24 protein-coding genes and 1 riboswitch are annotated in these 25,078 nt (G+C 36.6%); of the genes, 20 read left to right on the top strand and 4 right to left on the bottom strand.

All coding sequences use genetic code 11. The features are described 5' to 3' along the window. Positions 1–300: 300 nt before the first annotated feature. A complete protein-coding gene (locus HPY74_11830; GenBank protein ID NSW91339.1) occupies positions 301–507 on the top strand; it encodes a hypothetical protein in 207 nt (68 codons plus the stop codon). On the opposite strand, the gene HPY74_11825 is transcribed toward HPY74_11830, so the two are convergent. Both HPY74_11825 and HPY74_11820 read right to left on the bottom strand, forming a co-directional pair. Beyond that, positions 485–670, bottom strand: a complete 186-nt coding sequence (locus HPY74_11825) for a hypothetical protein (protein ID NSW91338.1) — start codon at positions 668–670, stop codon at positions 485–487. The two genes, HPY74_11830 and HPY74_11825, sit on opposite strands and share 23 nt — an antisense overlap. Positions 671–871: 201 nt before the next feature. Continuing rightward, a riboswitch (cyclic di-GMP riboswitch) is annotated at positions 872–962 on the bottom strand. 187 nt (positions 963–1,149) lie between these two features. Then, the gene (locus tag HPY74_11820; protein ID NSW91337.1) at positions 1,150–1,506 is read right to left on the bottom strand and encodes a helix-turn-helix transcriptional regulator; all 357 of its coding nucleotides are present in this window, start codon (positions 1,504–1,506) and stop codon (positions 1,150–1,152) included. 383 nt (positions 1,507–1,889) lie between these two features. On the opposite strand from HPY74_11820, the gene HPY74_11815 reads away from it, so the two are divergent. From HPY74_11815 to HPY74_11790, 6 genes are all read left to right on the top strand, one after another. After that, complete coding sequence (locus HPY74_11815; GenBank protein NSW91336.1) at positions 1,890–2,558, top strand: lipopolysaccharide biosynthesis protein; 669 nt, start codon at positions 1,890–1,892, stop codon at positions 2,556–2,558. An 11-nt stretch (positions 2,559–2,569) separates the two neighbouring features. Continuing rightward, positions 2,570–3,337, top strand: coding sequence for a CpsD/CapB family tyrosine-protein kinase (locus HPY74_11810; GenBank protein NSW91335.1), 768 nt, complete (start codon positions 2,570–2,572; stop codon positions 3,335–3,337). Between the two features lie 32 nt (positions 3,338–3,369). Then, positions 3,370–4,068 carry a hypothetical protein gene (locus HPY74_11805; protein NSW91334.1) on the top strand — a complete coding sequence of 233 codons (699 nt, stop codon included), beginning with the start codon at positions 3,370–3,372 and terminating at the stop codon, positions 4,066–4,068. Positions 4,069–4,118: 50 nt separating this feature from the next. Continuing rightward, a complete protein-coding gene (gene loaP / locus HPY74_11800) occupies positions 4,119–4,649 on the top strand; it encodes an antiterminator LoaP (GenBank protein ID NSW91333.1) in 531 nt (176 codons plus the stop codon). A 291-nt stretch (positions 4,650–4,940) separates the two neighbouring features. Next, complete coding sequence (locus HPY74_11795; protein NSW91332.1) at positions 4,941–6,665, top strand: diguanylate cyclase; 1,725 nt, start codon at positions 4,941–4,943, stop codon at positions 6,663–6,665. A 34-nt stretch (positions 6,666–6,699) separates the two neighbouring features. Continuing rightward, entirely contained in the window at positions 6,700–6,972 is a 273-nt protein-coding gene (locus HPY74_11790; GenBank protein ID NSW91331.1) for a hypothetical protein, read from the top strand. A 1-nt stretch (position 6,973) separates the two neighbouring features. On the opposite strand, the gene HPY74_11785 is transcribed toward HPY74_11790, so the two are convergent. After that, entirely contained in the window at positions 6,974–7,330 is a 357-nt protein-coding gene (locus tag HPY74_11785) for a helix-turn-helix transcriptional regulator (protein NSW91330.1), read from the bottom strand. A 223-nt stretch (positions 7,331–7,553) separates the two neighbouring features. Between HPY74_11785 and HPY74_11780 the strand changes: the two genes are divergently transcribed. The 13 genes from HPY74_11780 to HPY74_11720 all read left to right on the top strand — a co-directional run bounded on the left by HPY74_11780 (position 7,554) and on the right by HPY74_11720 (position 24,460). Then, positions 7,554–8,291 (top strand): CpsD/CapB family tyrosine-protein kinase, encoded by a 738-nt coding sequence (locus HPY74_11780; GenBank protein ID NSW91329.1) that lies wholly within the window; start codon positions 7,554–7,556, stop codon positions 8,289–8,291. 298 nt (positions 8,292–8,589) lie between these two features. After that, a complete protein-coding gene (locus HPY74_11775; protein NSW91328.1) occupies positions 8,590–11,214 on the top strand; it encodes an S-layer homology domain-containing protein in 2,625 nt (874 codons plus the stop codon). A 129-nt stretch (positions 11,215–11,343) separates the two neighbouring features. Further along, positions 11,344–12,342: a hypothetical protein gene (locus HPY74_11770; GenBank protein ID NSW91327.1), complete on the top strand. Its 999-nt coding sequence runs from the start codon at positions 11,344–11,346 to the stop codon at positions 12,340–12,342. A gap of 57 nt (positions 12,343–12,399) precedes the next feature. Continuing rightward, entirely contained in the window at positions 12,400–13,752 is a 1,353-nt protein-coding gene (gene amrA / locus HPY74_11765) for an AmmeMemoRadiSam system protein A (protein NSW91326.1), read from the top strand. 4 nt (positions 13,753–13,756) lie between these two features. Then, positions 13,757–14,632 carry an AmmeMemoRadiSam system radical SAM enzyme gene (gene amrS / locus HPY74_11760; GenBank protein NSW91325.1) on the top strand — a complete coding sequence of 292 codons (876 nt, stop codon included), beginning with the start codon at positions 13,757–13,759 and terminating at the stop codon, positions 14,630–14,632. A gap of 122 nt (positions 14,633–14,754) precedes the next feature. Then, complete coding sequence (locus HPY74_11755) at positions 14,755–15,630, top strand: TIGR00159 family protein (protein ID NSW91324.1); 876 nt, start codon at positions 14,755–14,757, stop codon at positions 15,628–15,630. Then, positions 15,627–16,973: a hypothetical protein gene (locus HPY74_11750; GenBank protein NSW91323.1), complete on the top strand. Its 1,347-nt coding sequence runs from the start codon at positions 15,627–15,629 to the stop codon at positions 16,971–16,973. Before HPY74_11755 ends, HPY74_11750 begins: the two co-directional genes overlap by 4 nt. Before the next feature lie 28 nt (positions 16,974–17,001). Then, positions 17,002–18,351 (top strand): phosphoglucosamine mutase, encoded by a 1,350-nt coding sequence (locus tag HPY74_11745; protein ID NSW91322.1) that lies wholly within the window; start codon positions 17,002–17,004, stop codon positions 18,349–18,351. Between the two features lie 94 nt (positions 18,352–18,445). Beyond that, positions 18,446–19,582, top strand: coding sequence for a hypothetical protein (locus HPY74_11740; protein NSW91321.1), 1,137 nt, complete (start codon positions 18,446–18,448; stop codon positions 19,580–19,582). Between the two features lie 170 nt (positions 19,583–19,752). Then, positions 19,753–20,844, top strand: a complete 1,092-nt coding sequence (locus tag HPY74_11735; protein ID NSW91320.1) for a hypothetical protein — start codon at positions 19,753–19,755, stop codon at positions 20,842–20,844. Positions 20,845–21,049: 205 nt separating this feature from the next. Then, on the top strand, positions 21,050–22,198 hold the full coding sequence (locus tag HPY74_11730; protein ID NSW91319.1) for a hypothetical protein: 1,149 nt from the start codon (positions 21,050–21,052) through the stop codon (positions 22,196–22,198). A gap of 18 nt (positions 22,199–22,216) precedes the next feature. Further along, positions 22,217–23,278, top strand: coding sequence for a hypothetical protein (locus HPY74_11725; protein NSW91318.1), 1,062 nt, complete (start codon positions 22,217–22,219; stop codon positions 23,276–23,278). 87 nt (positions 23,279–23,365) lie between these two features. Beyond that, positions 23,366–24,460, top strand: coding sequence for an RtcB family protein (locus HPY74_11720; GenBank protein ID NSW91317.1), 1,095 nt, complete (start codon positions 23,366–23,368; stop codon positions 24,458–24,460). 33 nt (positions 24,461–24,493) lie between these two features. Here HPY74_11720 and HPY74_11715 read toward each other — a convergent pair. Further along, positions 24,494–25,078, bottom strand: a 585-nt coding sequence (locus HPY74_11715) for a Uma2 family endonuclease (GenBank protein NSW91316.1), incomplete at its 5' end; no start/stop codon positions are given.

The following is a 25,078-nucleotide window of genomic DNA, read 5'->3' as shown; positions in this document are numbered from 1 at the left end:
TTGCTGTTACAGCAAAATCTTCTATAAAATAGTTAATATAAGTGAACACTATATCACATTTTTTAATTAACTATATATTTGGGTGGAATTTAATCCTACAAAGTGGATTTTACTTTTTCATTTCACCTCTGGCAAACATAATATCCCCTTTGTCATATTTTTCTTGACATATTTTAAAATATACTAATATTTTTTTCTATTATTCCGATATATATAATAAGTGTAAGAGCGTTTTTGTTGAAGTGTATTTAAAGTAAAACTATGGGGAAGACTATTTTTGCAAAAAAAGGAGAGGAAGCTATGCACTATCATATAAGTCTAAAAGTGACATACATAAAAACAATTTGTATAGATGGTATAGAGTATATAAATGTTGACTATAAACCATCCAATACTATAAGACTGGGTGTACCTTATATTAAATCTATCAATATAAATGGTAATGTATATAAAAACCTGGATTATGATAAAAATGCGTTAAAAATTAGTAATCCTCAAGGTCTTTAATGGCTGCTACAATCTTTTCAATATCTTCAGGCGGTATTTCTTTATCGGACATAGTTTTGTCAAGTTTTATAAATTCTACACCAACAGCTATGAGTTCCTGAGGAATAGAGCTTTTATCCATTATAAAAAGATTATCGTTGTTTGTTTTTTCCCCTTTATGCATAGAATCTGCCACCTTTCTTAATTATTAGTAAATCATGTAAAAATAAAGTAGGCACCTGGGTTGATAATTCCCAAGTGCCTACTTAAATATCATTATTTATTATTATTAAATAAACATATAGTTATAAATAATAAAAAATAAAACCTTTCTAACTTTCTATCCAAAAACTTGTTATTTAATAATACTCGCAAAATTTTATGCTTCGGCAACCTGGCAATCATAGGAAGATAACTCTTCCCTTAGACCCATAGCTTTGCGACCCTACCTTTCGGCAAGTGTACCATTATCGTGCATGTTGTCACTTAACTATATTAAATTTTCACAAGTTACATATATATTTTATTTTATTTTATTTTATCTTTAATATATATTTTATTTTATCTTTAGAAAAAATGCAACTATTTTGCACTAATTTTGTAAAATTATTTGTAATATATGTAACATATATTTACTTTGCTTTTACTATGCTGTTTAATACTCTATTTTTTCTTAAGAGCATTTATTGCATCGATAATTTTGCGTACATCTTCAGGCGGTATTTCTTTATCTTCCATTTCTTTAGCCAACATCAAATATTCTACGCCAATGTCCCTTAACTGTTCGGGTAAGTTGTTAGTCTCCAATATTACCAGGTCTTTGCTTTCAACTCTGCCAAGAAGCCAGTCTATGCTAACATTAAATTTATTGGCGATTTTTATAAGAGTATCGTATTCGGGTTCCCTCTTTCCGTTTTCATACTGTGATATGGTACTGTCATACAGGCCAAATAAAGAGGCAAATTGATTTTGTGTAAGGTTATTTTCTTTTCTAAGTTGCTTTATCCTATTACCTATCATTAATTTTAACTCTCCTTTCCCAATAAATCCTGGCTTCCTATTAGCTTATTATACTATTTTAATTATAATAAGTAAATATTAACAGTAGGTATTATAATTAGATAATTAATAAAATACTGTGAAAAAGATTAACATTATTCGTATAAATTGTCGAAATATCATAAAGAAAGAAAAATACAGGGAGATGAAACAAAATAAAAAATAAGAAATATGGATAAGAAGACAGGGAAGTATATAAACAAGAAAATATGTTAAAAAAAACATGAAAGTATGAATGTTGACAAAATACTAAGTAAACAGTAAAATATCTTTAACAAAGTAGTAAATATTTGGTTTAAAAATTAAAAACAGAATAATAGGAACTGGGTGAAAAGATAATGGAGATGGAATTGAAAGAATATTTAAATATAATAGTTAAAAGAATATGGCTGATTGTATTGCTCCCTGTAATTGCTGCAATGGTTTCGGCTTATGTAAGCTTTTATGTAATGGAGCCCGTATATGAAGCCAACACTACACTATACATAATTAATAAGTCTAACGGTTCTGAGCTAACCATAGCATATAATGACCTCCTTGTAGGACAGCAGCTTGTAAAGGACTATAAGGAGATTGTAAAAAGCAGGCGGATAACCAACGAAGTTATAGAGGAGTTGGATTTGAAAAACTATACTTCCTCAAAACTTGCTGAAAAAATAAATGTCAGCGCTAAAAACGACACCCGGTTAATTGAAATTAAAGTACAGGATAATAATCCCCAACTGGCAACAGATATAGCTAATAAGGTAGCTGAAGTGTTTACGAGAGAAGTCGTAAAGCTTATGAAAGTTGAAAATATTAACGTTGTAGATACCGCGCAATTACCTGAAAGCCCCGTGAAGCCAAGACCCATGATGAACATTGCCGTTGCCTTTATTGTAGGACTTCTAGTTGCTGTAGGGATTGCATTCATAATTGAGTACCTGGATGATACAATCAAAACAACGGATGATGTAGAAAAATATTTGGGCTTAACTGTACTTGGAACAATACCGGAGTTTACAACAAAATAGGAGGTAAACAGATGGTGGTAACTAAATATGAAAAGCTTAGCGGACTTAGTATACCGGCTGAAGAAGCATATAAAACCCTCAGGACAAATATACGTTTTTGCGGTGTAGTTAATAAAATAAAAACAATTACTATAACAAGTTGTGCACCTGGTGAAGGCAAAACCACTACTTCAATAAATCTGGCAATAAGCATGGCCAATGCGGGAATGAAAACCTTGCTGGTGGATGCGGATTTAAGGCGTCCCACCGTAGAGAAAATCCTGGATATAAATACTAAGATTGGCCTTACAAATTACATAACAGGAGAAGCAACACTAGAAGAAGTTGTTTATAGGACAAACATAGAAAATTTTTATATAACACCTTGTGGAGTAATTCCCCCTAACCCTGCAGAATTATTGAGTACCGAAACATTTTCCGAATTTATAAAAACTGTAAAAGACCAGTATTTGAAGACAGTAAAAGGTCAGTTTGACATTATAATATTTGATACCCCTCCCTTGGGAAGTGTTATAGATGCTGCCATAATTGCAGCACAGACAGATGGTACATTACTGGTAATAAAGTCCAAGTCAATTAATTACAAGGTTGCCCATCAGGTAAAGGGGCAACTGGAGAAAGCAAATGCATATCTTTTGGGTGTAGTAATAAACAGGATCCAGAGAAAGGATTTAAGATACGGTTACAGGCATTACTATAATTATTATTATACCGCTGATGATAGCAGGGATGAAAGTCCTTTTAAAAAATTTATGAGAAGGGTAAAACTGATTTCTTAAATTAAAAGTAAAAGGAATGGAAGGTACAAATTGTGGTTGATATACACAGCCATATATTATTTGATGTAGATGATGGCGCAAGGGATCCGGATGAATCCTTAAGAATGGTGGAGGCTGCGGAAAAAGCAGGTGTGAAAGCCATAATAACTACACCTCATTTCCGCGAACATATATTAAATCCTGAGAAAACTTATGAAAACTACCGGGTGTTGCTGGAGAAAACAGAGGGTATTAATGTAAGCATCAGGTTGGGGTTTGAGATAATGTTGAATCCTGTATTGGAAAAAGCTGTTGATATTATTGGCAGGCATAGTTTAGATGGAACTGTATATATGCTGGCGGAATTTCCGTATTTCACTTATAGCGAGCAAAGCTTAAAATTACTGGATATCATGTTTAGGCAAAACGGGTTTAAGCCAATAATTGCGCATCCGGAAAGAGTTGGAGGTGACTTGAAGAGCAAAAAAACAATAATTAAACTCAAGGAGATGGGATGTCTTATACAGATAAATACTGGAAGCATAGTAGGAGTCTATGGCGAAAGGATAAAGGGTATGACAAAATACCTGGTAAAGAATAAAATAGCGGATTTTGTCGCATCTGATGCGCACAGGGAAAGTTATTATTCATGGCATGAAAAAGCATATCAGAATGTTGTAAAATGGTCTGATGAAGAATATGCATACAGGTTGTTTTATGAAAACGGGAGGAAGGTCTTAAAAACCTTATAGGTAAAATAATTTGGTATGAAATAATATTTATATGATGGGGAAGTGGCAGAATGTATTACTTTGAAGGTATGGGTAAATGGTATGCTCTCTTTGTCATGACAGGAGAGGAAGAAAAAGTTAAAGAACGTTTATTATATAGGTTCAGGGAAAGGGATGACTTAAGAATTATTGTACCTATGAGAAGAATTAGAGAAAGAAAGGATGGTAGATGGGAAGTTAAATTAAAGACCCTTTTTCCCGGATATGTTTTATACAACGGTATAATGGGAATAGAAGAATATTATAATATGAAAGGAGTACCTGGACTTTTAAGAGTGTTAAAGAATAAGTATGAACCCCTTGAAATAGATGAGGAAGAAATATATGTAATAAGCCGGCTGATGTGTAACGGCGAAATAATCGGGACCTCTACCCTGTATGAATCCGGAGAGAAAATAGTTGTAGTAGACGGCCCCCTTGTAGGACTTGAAGGTTTAATTGAATCGGTAGATACAAGAAAAGGCAGGGCAAAAGTAAGGCTGAACTTTATAGGAGAATCCCGGCTTGTTGATTTGAGTATTAAAATGATACATACTGCGTAGTACATATTTAAGTTTAATCTATATTTTCAAACATGTTCGTTAATTTGTTCGTTAATTTATTATTATGTAAAATCTTGACCAATTCCGGTCCATGAAAATTGAAAAACCCACAGACTTTATAATAGCATAATAGCAAATTTATTGCACAAAATTTAAATATTTTTTGAAAAAATTTGCTAATTGTAAAGGAATATATAAATTTATGTAGAATTATGATTCAAAGAGATGTTTTTTTTGGTATAATTGTACTTAAATTTAGTAAGGCATTTTTTTAAATGGGGGGAGTTGCATGTGCTAATATGGAAAACAGGAACTGATGGAGCACGTAATTTTGTTAGTAGCGGCTTTTTCAATTTTACGGGAAATGACATTAATAACCCTAATGAAGATTGGGCCTCATTAATACATCCTGATGACTTAAACAAATACCTTAAGATATATTATGAGGCTATAGAGCTGGGCAAGCCTTTTAGAACAAGGTACAGGGTACGGAGCAAGGAAGGTAAATACAGGTGGATACTCGAAGCAGGAGTACCTGTGAATTACGTTTTTGAGAGTAGTAATCCGGCTAATCCGGGTTATGTGGGTATATGTATTGATATTACAATGTATATAAGGTTTAGGAAGATTTTAAGAGAAAGATTACATATCTACAGAAATGTTTTTGAAATAAATAATTTTGCAATATTGATTATAGATACGGAAAACCTCAGTATTATTGATGCAAATCTTGCAGCTCGCAAATTTTACGGCTTTAGCCGAAAGCAGCTAAAAAAAATGAAAATTGTTGATATAATTACCGGTATAGATATAAGCCGAGAAATAGAGAAAATAATTGAGGAAAAACAACGGCTTCTTTTTTTGGCTCATACATTAAAAAACGGTGAAAAAAAGTATGTCAAGGTACAATGCAGCCTAATACATGTAATGTCTGAAAAACTCATATGTATGATGATGGATGAAAATATTGATAAAACACAAATCATAGAGCAGCTGGAATACAAGGATTACCATGACGAACTGACAGGGCTTTTTAACCGTAAATATTTTGATGAAGAACTTAAACGTTTAAACAACGAGTTTCAACTGCCTCTAAGTATTATTATAGGAGATGTAAACAGCCTGAAATTAATTAACGACACTTTCGGTTCCGACAAAGGAAATGATGTCCTGAAAACAATTGCCAAGATATTAAGAAATTCTTGCAGAAAAGGTGATATAATATGTAGGATAGGGGGTGATGAATTCGCATTAATTTTGCCTAAGACCAGAGAAAAAGACGCAGCAAAAATATGTAACCGTATTAAAGAAAAGTGTAAGTCAAAGGATGAGAAGCTTATCCAATATAGTATAGCCTTAGGTGCTGCTACAAGGACAAAAAAATCGGAGGATATGATAACTGTTTGTAAAAGAGCTGAAGATAGGATGTATAAAAATAAACTAAGTGAAGGGACAAGTTTGAGAAGCTCATTTATAAATTCCTTAAAGAAAACCCTGGAAGAGAGGACATGGGAAACCGAGGCACATGCTGACAGGATGAAAGATATGGCACTGAAACTTGGAAGGTTATTGGCCCTATCCCATGAGGAACTGGATGAACTTACCCTGTTGGCCTCTCTTCATGATATTGGTAAAATAGGTATTCCCGACAGCATTTTGTCGAAGAAGGGGATTCTTACCAATGAGGAACGTGAGATTATGCAAAAACATTGTGAAATAGGATACCGTATAGCGGCCGCTTGCCCGGAGTTATCAAGCATTGCAAATGCTATTTTATGTCATCATGAACACTGGGATGGAAATGGTTATCCCCAAGGATTGAAAGGAAAAGAAATACCTATAACTTCGAGAATTATTAGTGTAATTGATGCATATGATGCAATGACCAATGACAGAGTATACCATGCTGCTATTACGAAAGAAAAAGCTATTGCAGAAATTGTTAATTTCAGCGGCAAACAGTTTGACCCTAAAGTTGTGAGTGTATTTTTAAAAATGATGAAAGAAGAAAGTTGAAGCGGATTTTTATACCTAAAAGGAGACGATAGTAATGTTATACATTAGCCTGGGAGTTCCATACATAAAAGCCATTTGTATAAATGGTAAAGAGTACATAAATACGGACTATAGACCTGAACTCAAGATAAGGCTGGATGTTCCCTATATAAAATCTATTAAAATAAAGGGTAAGGAATACATTAATGTTAGCTACATAGATAATTACGGTAAAGATGATGGTAACAAAAATGAAAGAGATAAAGATGAAAGTAATACAGACAATAAAACAGCCAATAAAGGCGATACAAGCGATAAAGGCAAGTAAACTATTTGTCTTCAAGGGCATTTATAGCTGCAATTATTTTTCTTATATCTTCAGGAGGGATTTTTTTGTCGTATATTTCCTTTGCCAGTTTAAGGTATTCTACACCAACATTGAGTAAATCTTTGGGGATATACTCACATTCAATTATTGCTATATTCTTGTTATCTACCCTTCCAAGAAGCCAATCGACAGTTACATTGAAGTGGTCGGCAATTTTTACCAAGGTATGATATTCCGGCTCTCTTTTCTCGTTTTCATAAAGGGAAATAGTGCTGTCGTTCAAATTGAAAAGAGCAGCAAATTGCTGCTGAGTAAGGTTATGTTCCCTACGCAACTCCCTTATTCTTTGACCTATCATTAAATTAGTACTCTCCTTCCCAAAACCCAATAAAGCGTATGTACTTATTATACTAGTTACATTGAAGGAAGTAAATAACCAAGTGGCTTACAAATTGCAAGGAATATTTCCCAACTTGTTGACATAGTGCAAACGGTTGTATAAAATTAAACTATAGCAAGGGCATAGCGAGGAGGACATTAATATGCCTGACACACAAATTAAAAATTTTGATGGATTGGATATGCCGGTAGAAGAAGCGTATAATACCCTCAGGACAAACATACAGTTTTGCGGTATAGTGAATAAAATAAAGACTATCACGATAACAAGTTGTAACCCGGGGGAAGGTAAAACGACAGTATCTATTAACTTGGCAATCAGCATGGCAAAAGCAGGACTGAAAACTCTTCTTGTGGATACGGATTTAAGGAAACCCAATATAGCAAAAGTGTTGGGCATTAACGAGGCAAACCAAGTAAACGGAATAACGGATTTTATATCCGGGGAATCCGAAATTGACGATATTATTTATACAACCCACCTTAAAAACTTTTTTGTTATACCTTGCGGTACTATACCTCCAAACCCGGCAGAGCTTTTAAGTACGGAAAAGTTCAGCCAATTTATTGAAGAGGTAAAAGATAATTTTTTTAAAGCAGCAAAAGGCCAATTTGATATAATTATATTTGATTCGCCTCCATTAGGGAGTGTAATAGATGCAGCGGTTCTGGCAGCAAAAAGTGATGGTACGTTGCTGGTAATAAAATCCAAATCTGTTGATTATAAAGCTGCACAGCAGGTAAAAGATCAATTGGAAAAAGTAAAAGCCCACCTGCTCGGAGTAGTTTTAAACAGGATGCAAAAAAGAGATTACGGTTATTATTACAATTATTACTATGGTTACTACTACGGCAATGATAAATTAAATAAAAGGAAAAATTTACCCTCAAAATTATTAAAGTTTCTCAAGAAATCATAAAACATTTTTGGTTTTCTTCCTTTTCTTCTATTTTCCGCCAATGATTATACTTGACAAATTAGAAAATAATGCCTATGATAAAAGAAAACAGATAAATTATAACCGTGACCGTTCAGCGGAATATTTTATTATGGCTTATGGTATTTAATACCAATGTATTTTTTGTTTAAGAACTTAAAAAATATGACGATAATGTAATTGACTAAAAATGAAAAGGGATTTATTTTAGGAATACAGAATAAGCAGGTTGATTCTAAATTGATTGCAGGAGAAAAAAGAAAGGGGAGGTATTTAAGTTATGAAGATTAAGAAAATTATTGTTGCTGTAATAATTGCAGCGCTTATGGCAACCCAGTTGTTTGCGCCGGCAGTATTTGCCAATGTTGCCGATGTAGAAAATGCATTGAATGAATTAAAGGAACTAAGCGATGATAATAAAGGCTTGCTGCTCCAGAATATCTGGGATTTTGCAGTAGCCAAAATCGGTGATGGGCAAGCTATCACGGTTGAGGCAGTGTATGATGCAATTGTGGCGAATTTGGGAGCCGTAGGCAAGGGACATCTTATTGTACCGCAACAGATACCGGGCGATGGCGCCATAGGGGAAGATTCCGTCAAGATATTGATACAAAAGCTTATAAATAACAAGGAAATAATTGTCCACTATTATAATATTTATGAGGGCAATATTACTAAACCAGTGGTAAAACAAATATTGGGTCTTCCGCCTGATGCAACTGAGGGCCAGGTATACAGGGCATTGTTGCCGTATTCTGTGCCGGTGCTTACCATGGAAGGCGGAGTATTTGTAAGGAATGGTAATGTTTCTGCGGCTATTGCGCGGAAGCTTGGTACTAATCAAGAACTATTCGAAGTTTTACTAGGGGATATTAATTCAAAAATTGACGAGATGGTTGTAAAGATAGAGAGTAAAATAGGTGAATTCGGGCTTACAAGGGATGATGTTATATATGCCCTTGAAATTTATGACTTGTACGAGGAAGACCCTTCAAACCCTGTTGTGGCTTCAACAAGCCCTTCCAATGGGGCAACGGGTGTTTCGACAGGGGTATCAATAAGAATAACGTATAGTAAAGACATATTTGAAAACAAGGAGACGGGCAGCACATATGGCAATATTACCCTGAAAGCAGGCAGTACCGCGTTAGCAATAAATAAGAGCATATCAGGTAATACCCTTACCATCACTCCCCAGTCAGCGCTTGCATATTCAACTACATATACGGTCACTATACCGGAAGGGGCTGTAACCGATGAAGTGTTGCGGCCGGCAGGAGGATGTACTTTCAGCTTTACTACCGGAAGTGAAAGTGTTTACATACCCCCCAGCACGCCGTCCGAAGGAGAAAAACCGACTGAGCCTGAGCCTCCTGTAGAACCGAGTGAAGAGGAAAAAGAGATAGGGGATATAATTGCAGAGATTAACGAAGAAGAGATTAAGGCTGCTACGGGAGAGGAACTGGATAAATTAACAGAAAATCTAACTGGAAACCTGGAGAGGGCTGTTGAACTTATAGGAGGTATTGATAGTCCCGAAGCCGCCCTTGAATTGGCAAAGACATTAATAGAGAAATCGGCAGTTATGGTTGGAAAGCTTGAAGAGTCGGGGAAAGCACTTGCAGCTGATGCGTTTGCTAATACTTTAAATAATGTAGCAAATGCTGTACTGAAAAAAGTGGCAACCTTCAAAGTTGAAATTAGTACAGGAGCTGATGTTATAAAAGGACAAGTAAAACTTGGAGATGTCGGAGCGGGAGAACTGGTTGACGCCGGTACACGTAAAATGTTGAAAGATATCGTATTTATGGCACAGGAGTTAACGGCCCTGTTGGAGAACAACGGTGTTGAATCCCGCGTTAAACCGGTCCTTTATGTTGATGCCGTATCAGGTGCGGAAGGTGCCAGCAATGTTGATGTTTCCGTACCGTCAGGGCTGCTTATGGCTATGGAAGAGGAAGGCATTGCAGAAATGGTAGTAATGACGGATGTTGCTGCAATGAAAATTCCAACCGGTTCCGTCAAGCTGGAGAAAGATGAGAGCGTAACTATCACAACTGCGAAACTTGGTAAAGAGCAATTATCAGATTCCGTTAAAAAAGCCGTGGGAGATGCGCCGGTATATAAGTTGGCCATTAACGTAAATGGAAAAAAAGCTGAGCTTAAGGAAAAGGTCCAGGTGACCATACCTTATACTCCTAAAGCTGGGGAAGACACGGAAAAGATAACAGTTTTCTATGTGAGTGAAGAAGGAAAGCTTGAGAATGTAATTGGCGTATACGACGAAAAAACCGGTACAATCGTATTTGATGCAGAGCACTTTAGCAACTATACAGTAAAACTCAATGATGTTAAGTTCAAGGATGTAGGGGATAAGTTCTGGGCAGCAAGGTATATCGAAGTCATGGCTTCAAAAGGTGTAATTAAAGGAGTCGGGGCGGAAATGTTCAAACCCGCGAACAATGTTACCAGGGCGGAATTCGTGGCAATGATTGTAAGGGCATTCAAACTCTTTGACGAAGATGCAGAGAACCCGTTCAAGGATGTAAAGGAAACAGACTGGTTCTATCCTGAAGTAGTGTCGGGTGCCAAAGCCGGTATCATTAAGGGAAGGCCTGGAGGGATATTCGCACCCAATGACAAGATTACCAGGGAGGAAATGGCTACAATAGTGTCCAATGTACTTATCCAAGTGTTGGGCAAAAAGCCTTCCGAAAAACCCGCGGATTACCTTAAGACATATGTTGACAGTGACAAGATTGCCAATTATGCTAAAGACACTGTTGCCATGTCAACAAGGTACGGGATATTCGGAGGAAGGCCGGACGGTACTTTTGCACCAAAAGACAATGCAGACAGGGCTGAATCCTCGAAGGTTATCTATATGTTGTTCTATATGAAATAATATAGGGAAATGAAATAGTATATAGATAGAGAGGGATGCCGTAAAAGCCACCTGGAACATGCAGCAGGTGGCTTTTTGACATTAAGGAAGGTGTATAAGGAGGATGTATAGGGAAGGTGTATATAATATATGAAATGGAAAATAATTGCCATTATTATAGCTGTTCTTTTGGTAATAGGTATTGCCGGTAAATTTGCAATAGATCGGCTCTTCAGCCTGATATTTTTATCCCGGGTAGCTGACATTGGACTGGATTTAAAAAGTGCACTATCAAGCACATTAGCGGACAATGGAAATATATTATCGATTAATGAAAATGAAGGACTTACTACTGGAGGAGATGATAAGGAATTATCTGAAAATGGGCACAATATAAGTGAAAATGGAAATGGGGAGGAAAAAGAAAACATACCTGGAAAGGGCATAACTGAAAATAAAGATGCAGTAGTTCAAAACAACGGAGAAGAACGCGAGATACAGGGTGAGGAAGAAGGTGTAGGGGAGACTGAAGTGAAGGAAGAAGTACAGGGTGAGAAAGAAACACGCGAAAAAGACGAGAGCCAAAAGACGGGTGAAGAGGTTAAAGCTGGTAATGATGAAGAAATTAAGGATATTGTTAAAAAGGATATCGTCATAAATGATACTAATATGAGTATACAGGATAAGAAAGTTCCTGGCGATACGCCTGAAAATACAATGTTTGAAGAGGCCAGGGATGGTACGATAAACCTTGATAATAATACCAGTGATAATAATACTAGTGATAATAATACTGGTGATAATAATACTAATGATAGTAGTAGTGATAGTACTATTAATAATACCGGTGGTAATGCCGATAAAGATAACAATAATGGAGAAGACCCTGATACAATAAGTGTAACCAAAGAAAAAATAGAAAAAGCTGAAAAAGAAGTATCCACTATAGATAAATTAAGAGCCTTGGATATTATTTTCAGAAAACTTAAACCCTCCGATATAGAAATACTAATAGGAATGTTAAGAAAGGGAAAATTAACGCAAGATGAGATAAATACTGCAAAAAGCATTATAAAGGAAAGGGTAACCGAGGAAGAAAAAGAAGTTTTAAAAGAACTGTTTAATAAATATGAATATTTGATAGAATAGGGATAGAAACAAAATGAGATATTCATCAAAAAAATATTAATGGAGAGGTGTAATTTTATGGGAAGGATAGTAAATGCATATATTTTCCCTCATCCCCCCGTAATTGTTCCGGAGGTGGGAAGAGGGAGGGAGGTTGAAGTCCAAAAAACCATAGACGCATTTAAAAAGGCTTCAAAGGAAATAAAGGAAGACAATCCTGGTACAATTATTGTAATAACACCTCATGGACCTTTCTTTAGAGATTTTATATATATTAATGACACTGAAAAGACTATAAAAGGTGATCTGGGAAGGTTTGGAGCACCTGGAGTAAGCTTAAAGTTTGAAAACGATCTCTCTCTTGTCCAAAGGCTATTGGAAAACGCCCTACAGAGCGGAATAAAGGCTGGAGGCATGAAAAACGAATTTATAAAAAGGATGTTGAGATTTCCTGTTAACCTGGACCATGGCGCTATTGTTCCCCTTTATTATATTAATAAAGAGGTTAAGGGTTTTAAGCTTGTTCATATTTCAGTTGCGGATTTGCCTTATAAAGAACTTTACAAATTTGGTCAGTGTATAGGGAAAGCGGTGGCTGAAACAAATGGAACAAACGGGAGGACGGTAATTGTTGCAAGTGGAGACTTGTCCCACAGTTTGACCTGGGATGCTCCTTGCGGTTATAATGAAAAGGGAGAGGTTTTCGATAAATTGATTACAGAATATATCTCTAAAGGAGATATTGAAAGCATTGTTAATTTTGACAGGGATTTAGCCGAAGAAGCGGCAGAGTGCGGTTTAAGGTCTTTTATAATTATGCTGGGTGCTTTAAAGGGCTATTGTTTATATCCGGAGGTATATTCTTATGAGGGGCCTTTCGGAGTAGGTTATATGGTTGCAAAAATTAAACTTGATTGCGATCCTTATGTATCTTTGGCGAGGCTTGCATTAGAAGCATACGTCAAAGAAGGCAAAGTAATAAAACCCCCGGAAGATACACCCCGGGAGATGTTTGAGAATAGGGCCGGCACTTTTGTATCAATAAAAAAAGAAGGCTTTTTAAGGGGCTGTATTGGCACTATTTATCCTACAAGAAAAAATATTGCTGAAGAAATTATTCATAATGCAATAAGTGCAGGTACAAGAGACCCCCGTTTTACTCCCATTAATGAGAATGAGTTAGACTACCTTGTATATTCTGTTGATATATTGAAGGAACCTGAACCTATCGATTCAATCCAGGATTTAGATGTATATAAGTATGGCGTAATTGTAAGGTCTGGCGGAAGAACAGGGCTTCTCCTTCCAAATATTGAAGGAGTTGATACACCTGAAGAACAAGTTTTTATAGCCCTTCAAAAAGCAGGGATCAAGCCCAATGAAAAGTATACCATGGAAAGATTTGAAGTAATACGCCATAAGGTGGAGTAGATAAATGAGTAAACAGGCAATGTATTATACTAAATTTGAAAATGGGAAGGTGCAGTGTTTCTTATGCCCCCATAATTGTGTTATTAGTCCGGGGAGATTGGGAGTGTGTAGGGCGCGTAAGAATATTGACGGGGAGTTGTATTCCCTGAATTACGGCAAGGTGACTTCTATAGCTTTGGATCCTATAGAAAAGAAACCTCTTTATAGGTTTCATCCAAATAAGCTTATTTTGTCGGCAGGTACTTTTGGGTGCAACCTAAAGTGTTCTTTTTGCCAGAATTGGATTATAGCCCATGATATATCCCATGACGGGCCCGGCACCATTGAAATTACACCCCAGCAACTTGTAAGGGAGGCTGAAAAGTATATACGGCATGGCAATATTGGTATAGCCTATACTTACAATGAACCGTCAATATGGTATGAGTTTGTGTATGAGACCTCCAAATTGGCTAAGGAAAGAGGTTTGGCAAATGTGCTTGTAACTAATGGTTTTATCAGCAGGAGACCGCTAGAAGACCTTCTGCCCTTCATAGATGCAATGAATATTGATGTGAAGGCATTTAACCCTTCTTTTTATAAAGAAATATGCAAAGGCTCTTTGGACAATGTCAAGGAGACAGTGGAGATTGCTGCAAGAGAATGCCATGTGGAGATTACAACCCTGGTGATACCCGGACTCAATGATTCTAGAGAGGAGATTGAAGCGCTGGCCAAGTGGCTTGCTTCCATTTCTCCTGAAATAACCCTCCATTTGTCCAGATATTTTCCAAATTATAAGATGGAGGATAGAGCACCTACTCCCCTTAAGACTCTTGAGAATTTAAGGGATGGGGCTATGAAATACTTAAAGTATGTATATCTTGGTAATGTGAGGTGAAACTTAATTTTATTTCATTTTTGTTAAAATTTAAAAAACATCTTACATGTAATTTGAAAAAAGGTTATAATTCTAATGAAAAATGTTTTATATACGGTTTTGCTTAAAGGTGTGAGGTTTATTTGGACTTTATTTATAAAATTAATATAAAAGACCTGTTTAATAATTTTGCCGGTTATGTAGGGATTACCGGGCCCTTATCCGTAATCAGGGCTATTGTGGATATAGGCCTTGTTACATATGTGATCTATAAAGTTATTATATTGGTAAGAGAGACAAGGGCATGGCAGCTTATTAAAGGTATTATTTTTATCTTGATAGCTGCAGAACTCAGTAAACTCTTAAAATTGAACACAATAGCATATATTTTAAGTAATACTGTATCTATACTTGCCCTTGCCATGGTGGTTCTCTTCCAGCCTGAACTAAGAAGGGGCCTTGAGCAAATAGGAAGGAGCCGGTTTAGAGATTTCTTCAGCCTGGAAGATGACAGTAACCGGGTGAAAACCACCGCAATGATAGAAGATATAGTGAAAGCTTGCATGGAACTATCCAGGACCTTCACGGGCGCACTTATTGTTGTGGAAAGGGAAACCAGAATAGGGGAGATAATAAAAACGGGAGTACAACTGGAGGCTAATGTAACATGGGAGCTTATTATTAATATTTTTAGTCCCAACACGCCTCTGCATGACGGAGCTATCGTTATAAGAGATAATAAAATAAAAGCAGCATCCTGTTTTTTACCTTTAACGGATAATCCCAATTTGAGCAAAGAGCTAGGGACCAGGCACAGGGCTGCTCTTGGGATAACAGAAGTATCTGATTCTATTGCAATTGTTGTATCGGAAGAATCAGGGAAAATATCTTTTGCGCTAAATGGAGGGCTTACCAGAAACTTAACGCCGGATACCTTGAGAAAAGCTTTAAATAAAAACCTTTTGGAAAGAGGCAGCGTTAATAAAAGATTGTCTTTATGGAAGGTGAAGAATAAGTGAAATATATTTTTGAGAGAATTAACAGAGATTTTACAACGAAATTAACTGCTGCATTACTTGCTATTTTACTCTGGTTTATTGTGCTTAATATTAACGACCCGTACAAGGATAAAAGTATTTTTGTTGAACTTGATGTAAGAAACGAGAACACTCTTCCGGAAAAAAATCTTTATCTTGTAAATAAGAATTATAGAAGAACCGTGGAAATTATTATACGCGGAAGGGAAAAAGCAATAAGCAGTGTAAGTCCGGCAGATTTTCAAGCAGTGCTGGATTTTTCAAAGGTAAAATCCATAAACGATAAGTCTATCAGCATAGATGGACCTTATTATACAAAAAACGATAAACAGGTAACTCTTATAGGAATGAATCCCAAAGTAATTACTATAGAATTAGAAAATATTATAAAGACAGATTTTCCTGTTGATTTAGAGTTGAAAGGGACACCCAAATTGTCTTATAAAGTCATCGGGATGAGGACAGAGCCTGAATATGTAACCATCCAGGAGAGAGAATCCCTGGTAAATACCATTTATCAAGTCAAGGCATTAGTAGATGTAAGTAATATTGACAGAGAAAAGAAAGTAATTAAGCAGCCATGTTCCGTATATACTAAAAAAGGAGAAGAAGTTGCTTCTTTAAGCAATCAGTTTACGGTTGATGTTTTTTTAGAAGTAGGAAAGGAGGTACCAGTAGTACCGGTAATAGAGGGAAATCCTGCAAAAGACCATGTATATACAGGATATAGTATTAACACGGAGAAAGTAATAATAACCGGACATTATGAAACATTGGCAAGTATAAATGAGTTAAAAACCGGACAGATACAAATAGAAGGCATTAGTGAGACAAAGGAATATACAGTGCCCATTAAACTTCCCGAAGGTGTAAAGTTGTTTGGTATGGAAAATGAAGTTACTGTTACTGTCCAAATTGAGAAACTTAAAGAAAAAGAATTTGAAATTCAAAAAGAAGACATTAATATTGAAAATATGGACTTTACTAGTAAATTGAGATATGAAATATTAACGCAACAGTCAAAACTTGTTTTAAAGGGCAGGCAGGTATACCTGGACAATGTGACCATAAGCAGCCTTACTCCTTATATTGATGTAAAAGGATTACAGGAAGGAACTCACCAGGTGAAGTTAAAAGTGGTTTCCCATCCGGAAATTGAAGTACTGCAGTTGCCTACCATTGAGGTAAAGGTGGTCAAGGTGGAGGATAAGGAGTCTGAAAAGCCTGCAGAGCATAAACCTGGGGAAGGAAATGAGGGAAATGGTGAGGAAAATAAGGAAATAAGTGAAAAACCTAGAGATAAGATAAGTCAAGTTATACAATAGACAGGTATTTTGAATAGGGGGTAGAAAAATGGGGAAGCTTTTTGGTACTGATGGAGTTAGAGGAGTTGCAAATGAGGATTTAACGGCAGAATTAGCCTATAAATTAGGGCAAGCAGGTGCCTATGTATTAACTGCGGAAACAAAACATATTCCCAAAATATTGGTAGGCATGGATACGAGAGTATCCGGCCACATGCTGAAATCCGCATTAGTGGCTGGAATTTGTTCAGTGGGAGCAGAGGCTGTTTGTCTTGGCGTACTCCCAACACCTGCCATAGCTTATCTTACAAGGTATTATGGCGCAGATGCGGGAGTAGTTATATCTGCTTCTCATAATCCTTTTGAATTTAACGGAATAAAGTTTTTCGACGGAAGAGGTTACAAGCTTAAGGATTCTATTGAAGAAAGGATTGAAAGCATAATATTGGACGGGAATGAAGAACTGCCTAAACCTACGGGAAGGGAAATTGGGAGAAAAAGCATAAAGGAGAGTGCTCTTGAAGACTATATTGTTTTTCTAAATAGTACTGTAGATGTGAGCCTTAAGGGTTTGAAAATTGCATTGGATTGTGCAAATGGTGCGGCCTGGAAAGTAGCGCCGGAAGTAATGCAAAGGCTCGGAGCAGAGGTGTACATAATAAATAATAATCCTGATGGGACAAACATAAATAAAGGGTGCGGTTCCACCCATTATAATGGCATTAAGAAGTTTGTAAAAGAGTGTGGAGCAGATATAGGCTTGGCCTTCGACGGTGATGCAGACAGAGTGATTGCTGCAGATGAAAGAGGTAATATAGTGGACGGAGACCAGATAATAGCTATAACAGGACTGCAGATGAAAAAAGAAGGCAGGCTTGCCCAAAATACCATCGTTATTACAGTTATGACCAATATGGGTTTTGATGTAATGGCAAAAAGGGAAGGAATAAATATTGTAAAAACTAAAGTGGGAGATAGGTATGTACTGGAAGAAATGCTGAATAACGGATATAACCTGGGGGGAGAACAGTCAGGCCATGTAATTTTCCTTGAGCATAATACTACGGGGGATGGTATTATAACTGCTCTTCAGCTGCTCAGGGTAATGAAAATAACAGGCAAGCCACTCTCAGAACTTGCCTCTGTAATGCAGGTATTTCCCCAGGTTTTGAAAAATGCAAAAGTTCAAAATGAGAATAAGTATAAATATTTGGAAGATAAAATAATAGCAGATATGTGCAGGCACCTGGAAGAGGAATTTAATGGAGAGGGACGTGTATTGATAAGACCTTCAGGAACCGAGCCTTTAATAAGGGTTATGATAGAAGGACAGGACATCAACTACATAACCAAGAAAGCTGAGGATTTGGTGGAGGTAATTGAGGCCAGGCTTGGGTAGTTTTTTTATAAATTTTTACAAAAAAACCCCCAAAAAAATATTTTTTTATCGAATATATATAACAAAACTAAAAATAGAAAATGGAGGGGTTTTGATGAAAAGGTATATTTCAATTATTTTATCAGTATTGTTAATAGTTACATGTTTTTCAATTACTGCTTTTGCAGAGGATGACACAAACGAAGCAATTAATGAAACTGAACAGACAGGACAACAGGAAGAACAGGATGGTCAGGCAGATCAAGATGACGTAACTGAACAAAACAGCGATAATTCTCAGGACGAATCGGGGGCTGAAGAATATTGCCGTGTATTGGATAAATTACTGGAAAGTGTTAATGTAAAGATGGAAACATCGGAGGATGGAAAGACTGTATTAATTATTAGTTTTACAAATGAGAAATTGGAAAGTAATCAAATAATGACTGAAGAAAATAGAGATAAACTTCTTGATAAAGTATTGGGAATTTATCTTGATAAAGTAAACAGAGAAAATAAATCCGAATTGGGAGAAGATGATGTAACTATTACTTTTGAAGAAATTAAGAATGATGAAGGAGAAGTTGAAAACTTTGTATCAAAGATAATAGTAAATGTACCTCATGAATATTCCGAAACTTTTATACAAGATGTAAAACAGGTTATTGAAAATGAAGTAAAGAAAATCCTTGTAGATAATACCTTTGAAACAGCTAAGATGTTATTTGAAGAGAGCAGAACCCAGGTAAGAGAATTGCAGAGAGAGTTATTAAGAGTTAGAAAGTTAAAGGATAATGATTTAATTAATGAAGTAAGCGAAAATCTTAACAAAGCAAGGCAATTGAGGGTAAGACTTGAAGGTTTGAAAGATGAATTGGAAGCTTACAAGGATGAAGTCAAGGCTCTGATTGAGGAAAAAGAAGACGAAGAAGAGGGTGAAGAAGACGAGAATATAGATGATGAAGATAAGGATGAAGAAAACAAGGACGATAAAGAACTTAAAGAAATTGAAAAGAGAATGGAAAAAGCAGAAAGAATTAGGGAATTAATTAGAAGACGAAATCAAGAAAGAGAGAAAATAATTCAAAAATTACAGGAAAAATCATCAGGAAAAGCTGCAGAAAAAATAGAGGCCAATACAGTAAGGCAAACTGAAAAACAGGAGGAAAGGCTTGGTAAGTTAACCGGTAACGGACAGGATGCTGATGATACACCGGATGAAGAAGAAGAGGAAGGTGAGGGGGAAGACTGAGATAAATACAAGGAGGGTCTAAGGTATTGAAATAAAAGTAAAAAATGGTAAAAACTATATTTTAGAAGGATTCTTCTGCCTGATAATAATTTGATAACGACAAATCAGGCAGGGGAATCTTTGTATTTGTTGCAATATTGTTTTATTGAAGGAGGATGTATTAAATGGCTATGAAACTGGGCGATGATGGAAAAATGACACCAAAGGAGAGAGTTCTTACTGCTTTTTCTCACAATGAACCTGACCGGGTACCAATTAACTATTCTGCAAACCCCGGAATTGAAGCAAGGTTGATAGAGTACTTCGGATTACATAAAAATGATAGGGAGGGCTTAAGAGAAGCATTAGGTGTAGATTTCAGGGGTGTTGGGCCGTGTTATAAAGGCCCAAGGCTTCATGAGGAAGTTCCTGGAAGAAGGGTTGATCCCCAATGGGGAATACGTACTAGATGGATTGAGCACGAGAGCGGCGGATACTGGGATTACTGTGATTTCCCTTTAAAGGATGCAGATGAAGAGCAGGTTGCTGCATGGCCCATGCCATCCCCGGATGACTATGATTATAGCTGTATTATAGAACAATGTAAGCAGTATGAGAAATTTGCCATATATATTGGAAATCCAGGGCTTGCGGATATTATAAACAGCACAGGTATGCTTCGCAGTATGGAACAGGTTCTTATTGACCTTATTACTGATGACCCTGCAGGTCTGTTACTAATAGACAGAAAACTTGATATCCAGGTTGAGGTTACCCGAAGAACATTAGAAATTGCAAAAGGAAAGATAGATTTTGTATGGATTGGTGAAGACTTAGGAACTCAAAATTCACCAATGATAAGCCTTGAGCTTTTCAGGAAACATATTCGGCCCAGGCATCAAAAAATAATTGACCTTGCAAAGGCTTACAACCTTCCTGTTATGATACATTCCTGCGGTTCAAGCAGTTGGGCTTTTGAAGATTTTATTGAAATGGGGATTAATGTGGTGGATACACTGCAACCTGAAGCTAAAGATATGAATCCGGAATACCTTAAGAATAGATTTGGCGGAAGATTGGCTTTTCACGGCTGTATATCTACTGCAGGCCCGGTGGCATATGGTAACGTACAGGATGTAGTGGCTAATGTAAAAGAGACCCTTGAAATTATGATGCCGGGTGGAGGATACTGTTTTGCACCTACTCATGCCCTCCAGGATAATTCTCCCACGGACAATGTAGTGGCCATGTATGAGACCGCTCACAAGCTGGGAAGATATTAAATTAATTTATATTTCTTTAAAAGTATTGCCAAAAAATATAGTTGTGGTATAATTTATTTAAGCAATAAATAAATTAATTGCCAGGAAATACTGCTTTAATTTAACGTGTTATAATAACTCGCGCGCAAGGAACATTAACGGTAATATGAGAATATTAACGATAGTACGGTTAGGAGGGGGATGGTGGATGTTACAGGAATGTAATATGGTGCAGGTGATAGAGTTTATAAGTCCTGTTGATGGGGATATGCTTAATGAATTTGACGGAGATGAAAAGGGAAATAGTTTGGAAATAAAAGTAAAGCTTTTAGCTCCTCCTGAAAGCAGGATTAGGATAAATGGTGTACCTGCAAAGTGTATGAAGTGTACAGGTGGTATTGATGTGGGGTATAGGAATTACGCCGAGTATGCATATTCAGAAGGAGAAAAAGACATATTTGAGGCTGCCGTAAGATTGGATGGGTACAGAAATACTATAGAAGCAGTAGAGGAAAAGTCAGGCTGGAAAAAAGATATTGTAGTATATAGGATGAGAAATGCTACCCGTAAATACAGGCTTTCATTGGACGATAACATATGGTTTCTTCAGGATATTGCCGGAAACAGCGGTAAATACAAATCCATATTTGAAAACCCATATTTGAAAATTTACAAAGATGCTCATGATATGTATGGAACTAAGGTACATATAAATCTATTTTATCAGACTGAAGGTTTTAACCTGTCACAAATGCCAGCTAAATATAAAAGCGAGTGGAGAGACAATGCAGATTGGCTTAGGCTTACATTCCATTCAATACAGGAGTTTCCCGACAAACCATATTTAAGCGCTACATATGATGAAATAAAGAGGGATTATGAGTTGATAACCGAAGAAATTATAAGGTTTGCGGGAGAAGAACTACTAAGTCCCATTACGACAGTACATTGGGGTGAAACTAGCCTGGAAGCTGCAAGAGCTTTAAGGACTATGGGTGTGCTGGGATTGGTGGGTTATTTTAAGTTAGATGAAAACTGTGAACCAATGGTATCTTATTATTTGGATAAAGAAACAACAGAACATATAAACAAGCGGGATGCCTGGAAAGATAATAAGGAAGATATTATCTTTATAAAACATGATATTGTATTGGACAAAACCGATCTTGGTGATATTTACCCATTTTTGGATAATCTGAAAAAAGACCCGCATCAGAGCGGCATGCTTGAAATGCTAATACATGAGCAGTATTTTTACTCACATTATGGAGCTTACCAACCTGATTACAGGGAAAAAGTGTTGACAGCAGTCAGATGGGCAACAGAAAACGGATATAAGCCTGCGTTTTGGCGTGATGTTGTCCTGGAGAAGTAAGAGAGGAGGATTTCGGATATGAACAATATCATTAATAATAAATTAAAATTAGGCGTTGCTTACCACGGTAATAGAATACTGAAACATGTAAGGGATGATATGCTGGATATAATACAGCACAATTTTAATCTTGTTGTGCACATGTTTTCCCACAATGATTGGGACAGACATAAGAATATTATGAAAGAGATTATAGGAATAACCGGAGAAGCGGGTCTTGAAGTGTGGGTGGACAATTGGGGGCTTGGAGGGCCTCCGGGGGATAAGTCCCATTTTCTTTCCTACTACCCTGATGCGCACCAGATTTATTCCAATGGTGAAATGGACCCTGTAAGGGTATGCCTTAATAATCAGGATTTTAGAAGATTTACAAAGGAATGGATTGATGTTGTATATGACTGCGGTGGAAAATCCATATTCTGGGATGAACCCCATCTTGCCGGTAAGGACATGGAAAATGGAAAACCAAGGGTCTGGACCTGTAGGTGTGATACCTGCAGTAAGCTCTTTGAAAATAAGTACGGCAAAAAGATGCCTTCTGAATTAACACAAGAGGTTGAAGAATTCAGGGTCTGGACTGTAGTGGATTATTTTAAGGAAGTTACAGGCTATAGCAAAGGAAAAGGTATGGAGAATATTGTTTGTGTTATGCTGGGTGACCATTACGGAATTAACCTGGCCACAATTGATAAGATAGCAGGGCTTGATACTTTGGATAATATAGGCTCTGATCCCTACTGGCTTGGCCAAAAGGATGTTAACCCTTATGAGTTTGTCTATAAAGCTACCAAAAAAAATTTAGACATTTGCAAACGCTTTAACAAGGATCATAATATATGGATTCAGGGGTTTGGCAATCCCAGAGGGCGGGAAGAGGAGATTATTTATGCAACAGAAGCTGCATATGATGCCGGTGCCCGTACCATATTAGTATGGGGGTACCGGGGTTCGGAATCTAACGACTACCGCGCGCATAATCCCGATTTGGCCTGGAAAGTAATAGGAGACGCCATGTACAGAATTTTAGAAAGAGACAGAAACAGTAAAAGGGATTGTTATAGAGAAGGCATCTCTATTTAATAAGGGTATTTTTCTTAAAAAATTTGAAAACACTCTTCAATTCTGGTATATAATATTTGAGAACATACCATGAATTGGAGTGAATGTATGCTCGAAATAAAAGGCAAATACAATATAGCAAAGGTGTTTACCGACAATATTGAAACTGAGGCAGAATCTCAGATAATGGAGCTATGCAATCAGGAGTTTGTAAAGGGTAGTGTTATAAGAATAATGCCTGATGTCCATGCAGGGATTGGGTGTACAATAGGTACAACGATGACAATAGAGGGTAAAGTTGTGCCAAACCTTGTTGGAGTGGATATTGGTTGCGGTATGGAGGTTATAAAGCTAGGACAAAAGGAGATTGACCTTGAAAAGCTGGATAGACTAATTCATAACTTTATACCTTCAGGCTTTAGCATTAGAAAAACTCCTCATAGTTATTTAAAATATGTTCAGATTGATAGACTTATATGTAAAGACCATGTGGATATGCAAAGAGCAAGGCTTAGCATAGGTACACTTGGGGGAGGAAACCATTTTATTGAGGTTAATAAGAGTAAGGACAGCAGTTTATATTTTGTAGTCCATTCCGGCAGCAGGCATTTAGGAAAACAGGTTTGTGAGCATTATCAGAGGCTGGCTTCAAAAAGTCAACCTCATTTACCCCGTCAATTAGCTTACTTGGAAGGAGAAAATTTCAATAGTTATCTTCACGACATGAAACTGGTTCAGGAATATGCAGTATATAACCGGAAAGCCATAGTAGATGAGATAGTTACAAAGATGGAATTTGATGTTGAAGAACAGTTTACTACTATACACAACTATATTAACCTTAACGATATGATTTTACGTAAAGGAGCCATATCTGCCTGCAAAGGGGAGAAAGTGCTTATCCCTATTAATATGAGGGATGGAAGCCTGATTTGTATTGGAAAGGGTAATAAAGATTGGAATTACTCAGCTCCCCACGGTGCAGGAAGGATAATGAGCAGGAGAAAAGCAAAAGAAACAATAAGCCTCAATGAGTTTAAGGAGACTATGAAAGGTATATTTTCTACTACCGTCAGCAGGGAAACACTGGATGAATGTGCCCTTGCCTACAAACCAATGGAGGAGATAATTGAAAATATACAGGATACAGTTGAAATACTTGATATTATAAGACCTATATATAATTTTAAAGCGAGTGAGTGATGGCTCCCCCTATGGCGTTCCTTGTAATACTTTTTATGCAAATATTTGTTCTGTCGTAACCTCAAGGCCTTTGAATACCATTGATTGGACTTTGTCGCCGCCTTTATAGCCTCGCATGGTTTCAATGTTGCCGTCATTGAAACCATAAACATATGCCTCTTTGGAATCTGTATTTACAATCCAGTATTCTTTTACTCCCGTTAACATATATAAGTTTAATTTCTTGATTAAATCCTTAACCTTTGTCGATTCGGAGAGCACTTCCACAACAAGGGTGGGTATACCTCTATACCTGCCCTTTTCGTCAATATTTTCTTTATCACAGATAACCAGGATATCCGGCTGTACCACATTAATATTGTCCTTTGATTTATATAAGGTAACATCAAAAGGAGAAACAATGGGTTCACATTGCTTGTCTTTAAACCAATTTGCAAATTCATTGAAAATCCTTCCTACTGCCCTTTGATGTGCATAAAAGGGTAAAGCCAGCAGGTATATTTCACCATCAATATACTCGTATCTTTTTTCGCTTGCTTCTGAGATTTTTAAAAACTCTTCATAGGAAACCTTCATACCGCTATATAAGTATTCTGCAGCACTGTCGTGTATCACAGA

The organism is Bacillota bacterium (genome assembly GCA_013314855.1).
Lineage (GTDB): Bacteria > Bacillota > Clostridia > Acetivibrionales > DUMC01 > Ch48.
The sequence above is the reverse complement of the archived record's forward strand: the minus strand, read 5'-3'. Positions and strand labels throughout refer to the sequence as shown.

Excerpts from the sequence above, each read along its gene's own strand:
- HPY74_11830 (NSW91339.1), top strand. The coding sequence starts at position 301 with ATGCACTATCATATAAGTCTAAAAGTGACATACATAAAAACAATTTGT.
- HPY74_11825 (NSW91338.1), bottom strand. The coding sequence starts at position 670 with ATGCATAAAGGGGAAAAAACAAACAACGATAATCTTTTTATAATGGAT.
- HPY74_11820 (NSW91337.1), bottom strand. The coding sequence starts at position 1,506 with ATGATAGGTAATAGGATAAAGCAACTTAGAAAAGAAAATAACCTTACA.
- HPY74_11815 (NSW91336.1), top strand. The coding sequence starts at position 1,890 with ATGGAATTGAAAGAATATTTAAATATAATAGTTAAAAGAATATGGCTG.
- HPY74_11810 (NSW91335.1), top strand. The coding sequence starts at position 2,570 with ATGGTGGTAACTAAATATGAAAAGCTTAGCGGACTTAGTATACCGGCT.
- loaP (NSW91333.1), top strand. The coding sequence starts at position 4,119 with ATGTATTACTTTGAAGGTATGGGTAAATGGTATGCTCTCTTTGTCATG.
- HPY74_11790 (NSW91331.1), top strand. The coding sequence starts at position 6,700 with ATGTTATACATTAGCCTGGGAGTTCCATACATAAAAGCCATTTGTATA.
- HPY74_11785 (NSW91330.1), bottom strand. The coding sequence starts at position 7,330 with ATGATAGGTCAAAGAATAAGGGAGTTGCGTAGGGAACATAACCTTACT.
- HPY74_11780 (NSW91329.1), top strand. The coding sequence starts at position 7,554 with ATGCCGGTAGAAGAAGCGTATAATACCCTCAGGACAAACATACAGTTT.
- HPY74_11775 (NSW91328.1), top strand. The coding sequence starts at position 8,590 with ATGAAGATTAAGAAAATTATTGTTGCTGTAATAATTGCAGCGCTTATG.
- HPY74_11770 (NSW91327.1), top strand. The coding sequence starts at position 11,344 with ATGAAATGGAAAATAATTGCCATTATTATAGCTGTTCTTTTGGTAATA.
- amrA (NSW91326.1), top strand. The coding sequence starts at position 12,400 with ATGGGAAGGATAGTAAATGCATATATTTTCCCTCATCCCCCCGTAATT.
- amrS (NSW91325.1), top strand. The coding sequence starts at position 13,757 with ATGAGTAAACAGGCAATGTATTATACTAAATTTGAAAATGGGAAGGTG.
- HPY74_11745 (NSW91322.1), top strand. The coding sequence starts at position 17,002 with ATGGGGAAGCTTTTTGGTACTGATGGAGTTAGAGGAGTTGCAAATGAG.
- HPY74_11740 (NSW91321.1), top strand. The coding sequence starts at position 18,446 with ATGAAAAGGTATATTTCAATTATTTTATCAGTATTGTTAATAGTTACA.
- HPY74_11735 (NSW91320.1), top strand. The coding sequence starts at position 19,753 with ATGAAACTGGGCGATGATGGAAAAATGACACCAAAGGAGAGAGTTCTT.
- HPY74_11730 (NSW91319.1), top strand. The coding sequence starts at position 21,050 with ATGGTGCAGGTGATAGAGTTTATAAGTCCTGTTGATGGGGATATGCTT.
- HPY74_11725 (NSW91318.1), top strand. The coding sequence starts at position 22,217 with ATGAACAATATCATTAATAATAAATTAAAATTAGGCGTTGCTTACCAC.
- HPY74_11720 (NSW91317.1), top strand. The coding sequence starts at position 23,366 with ATGCTCGAAATAAAAGGCAAATACAATATAGCAAAGGTGTTTACCGAC.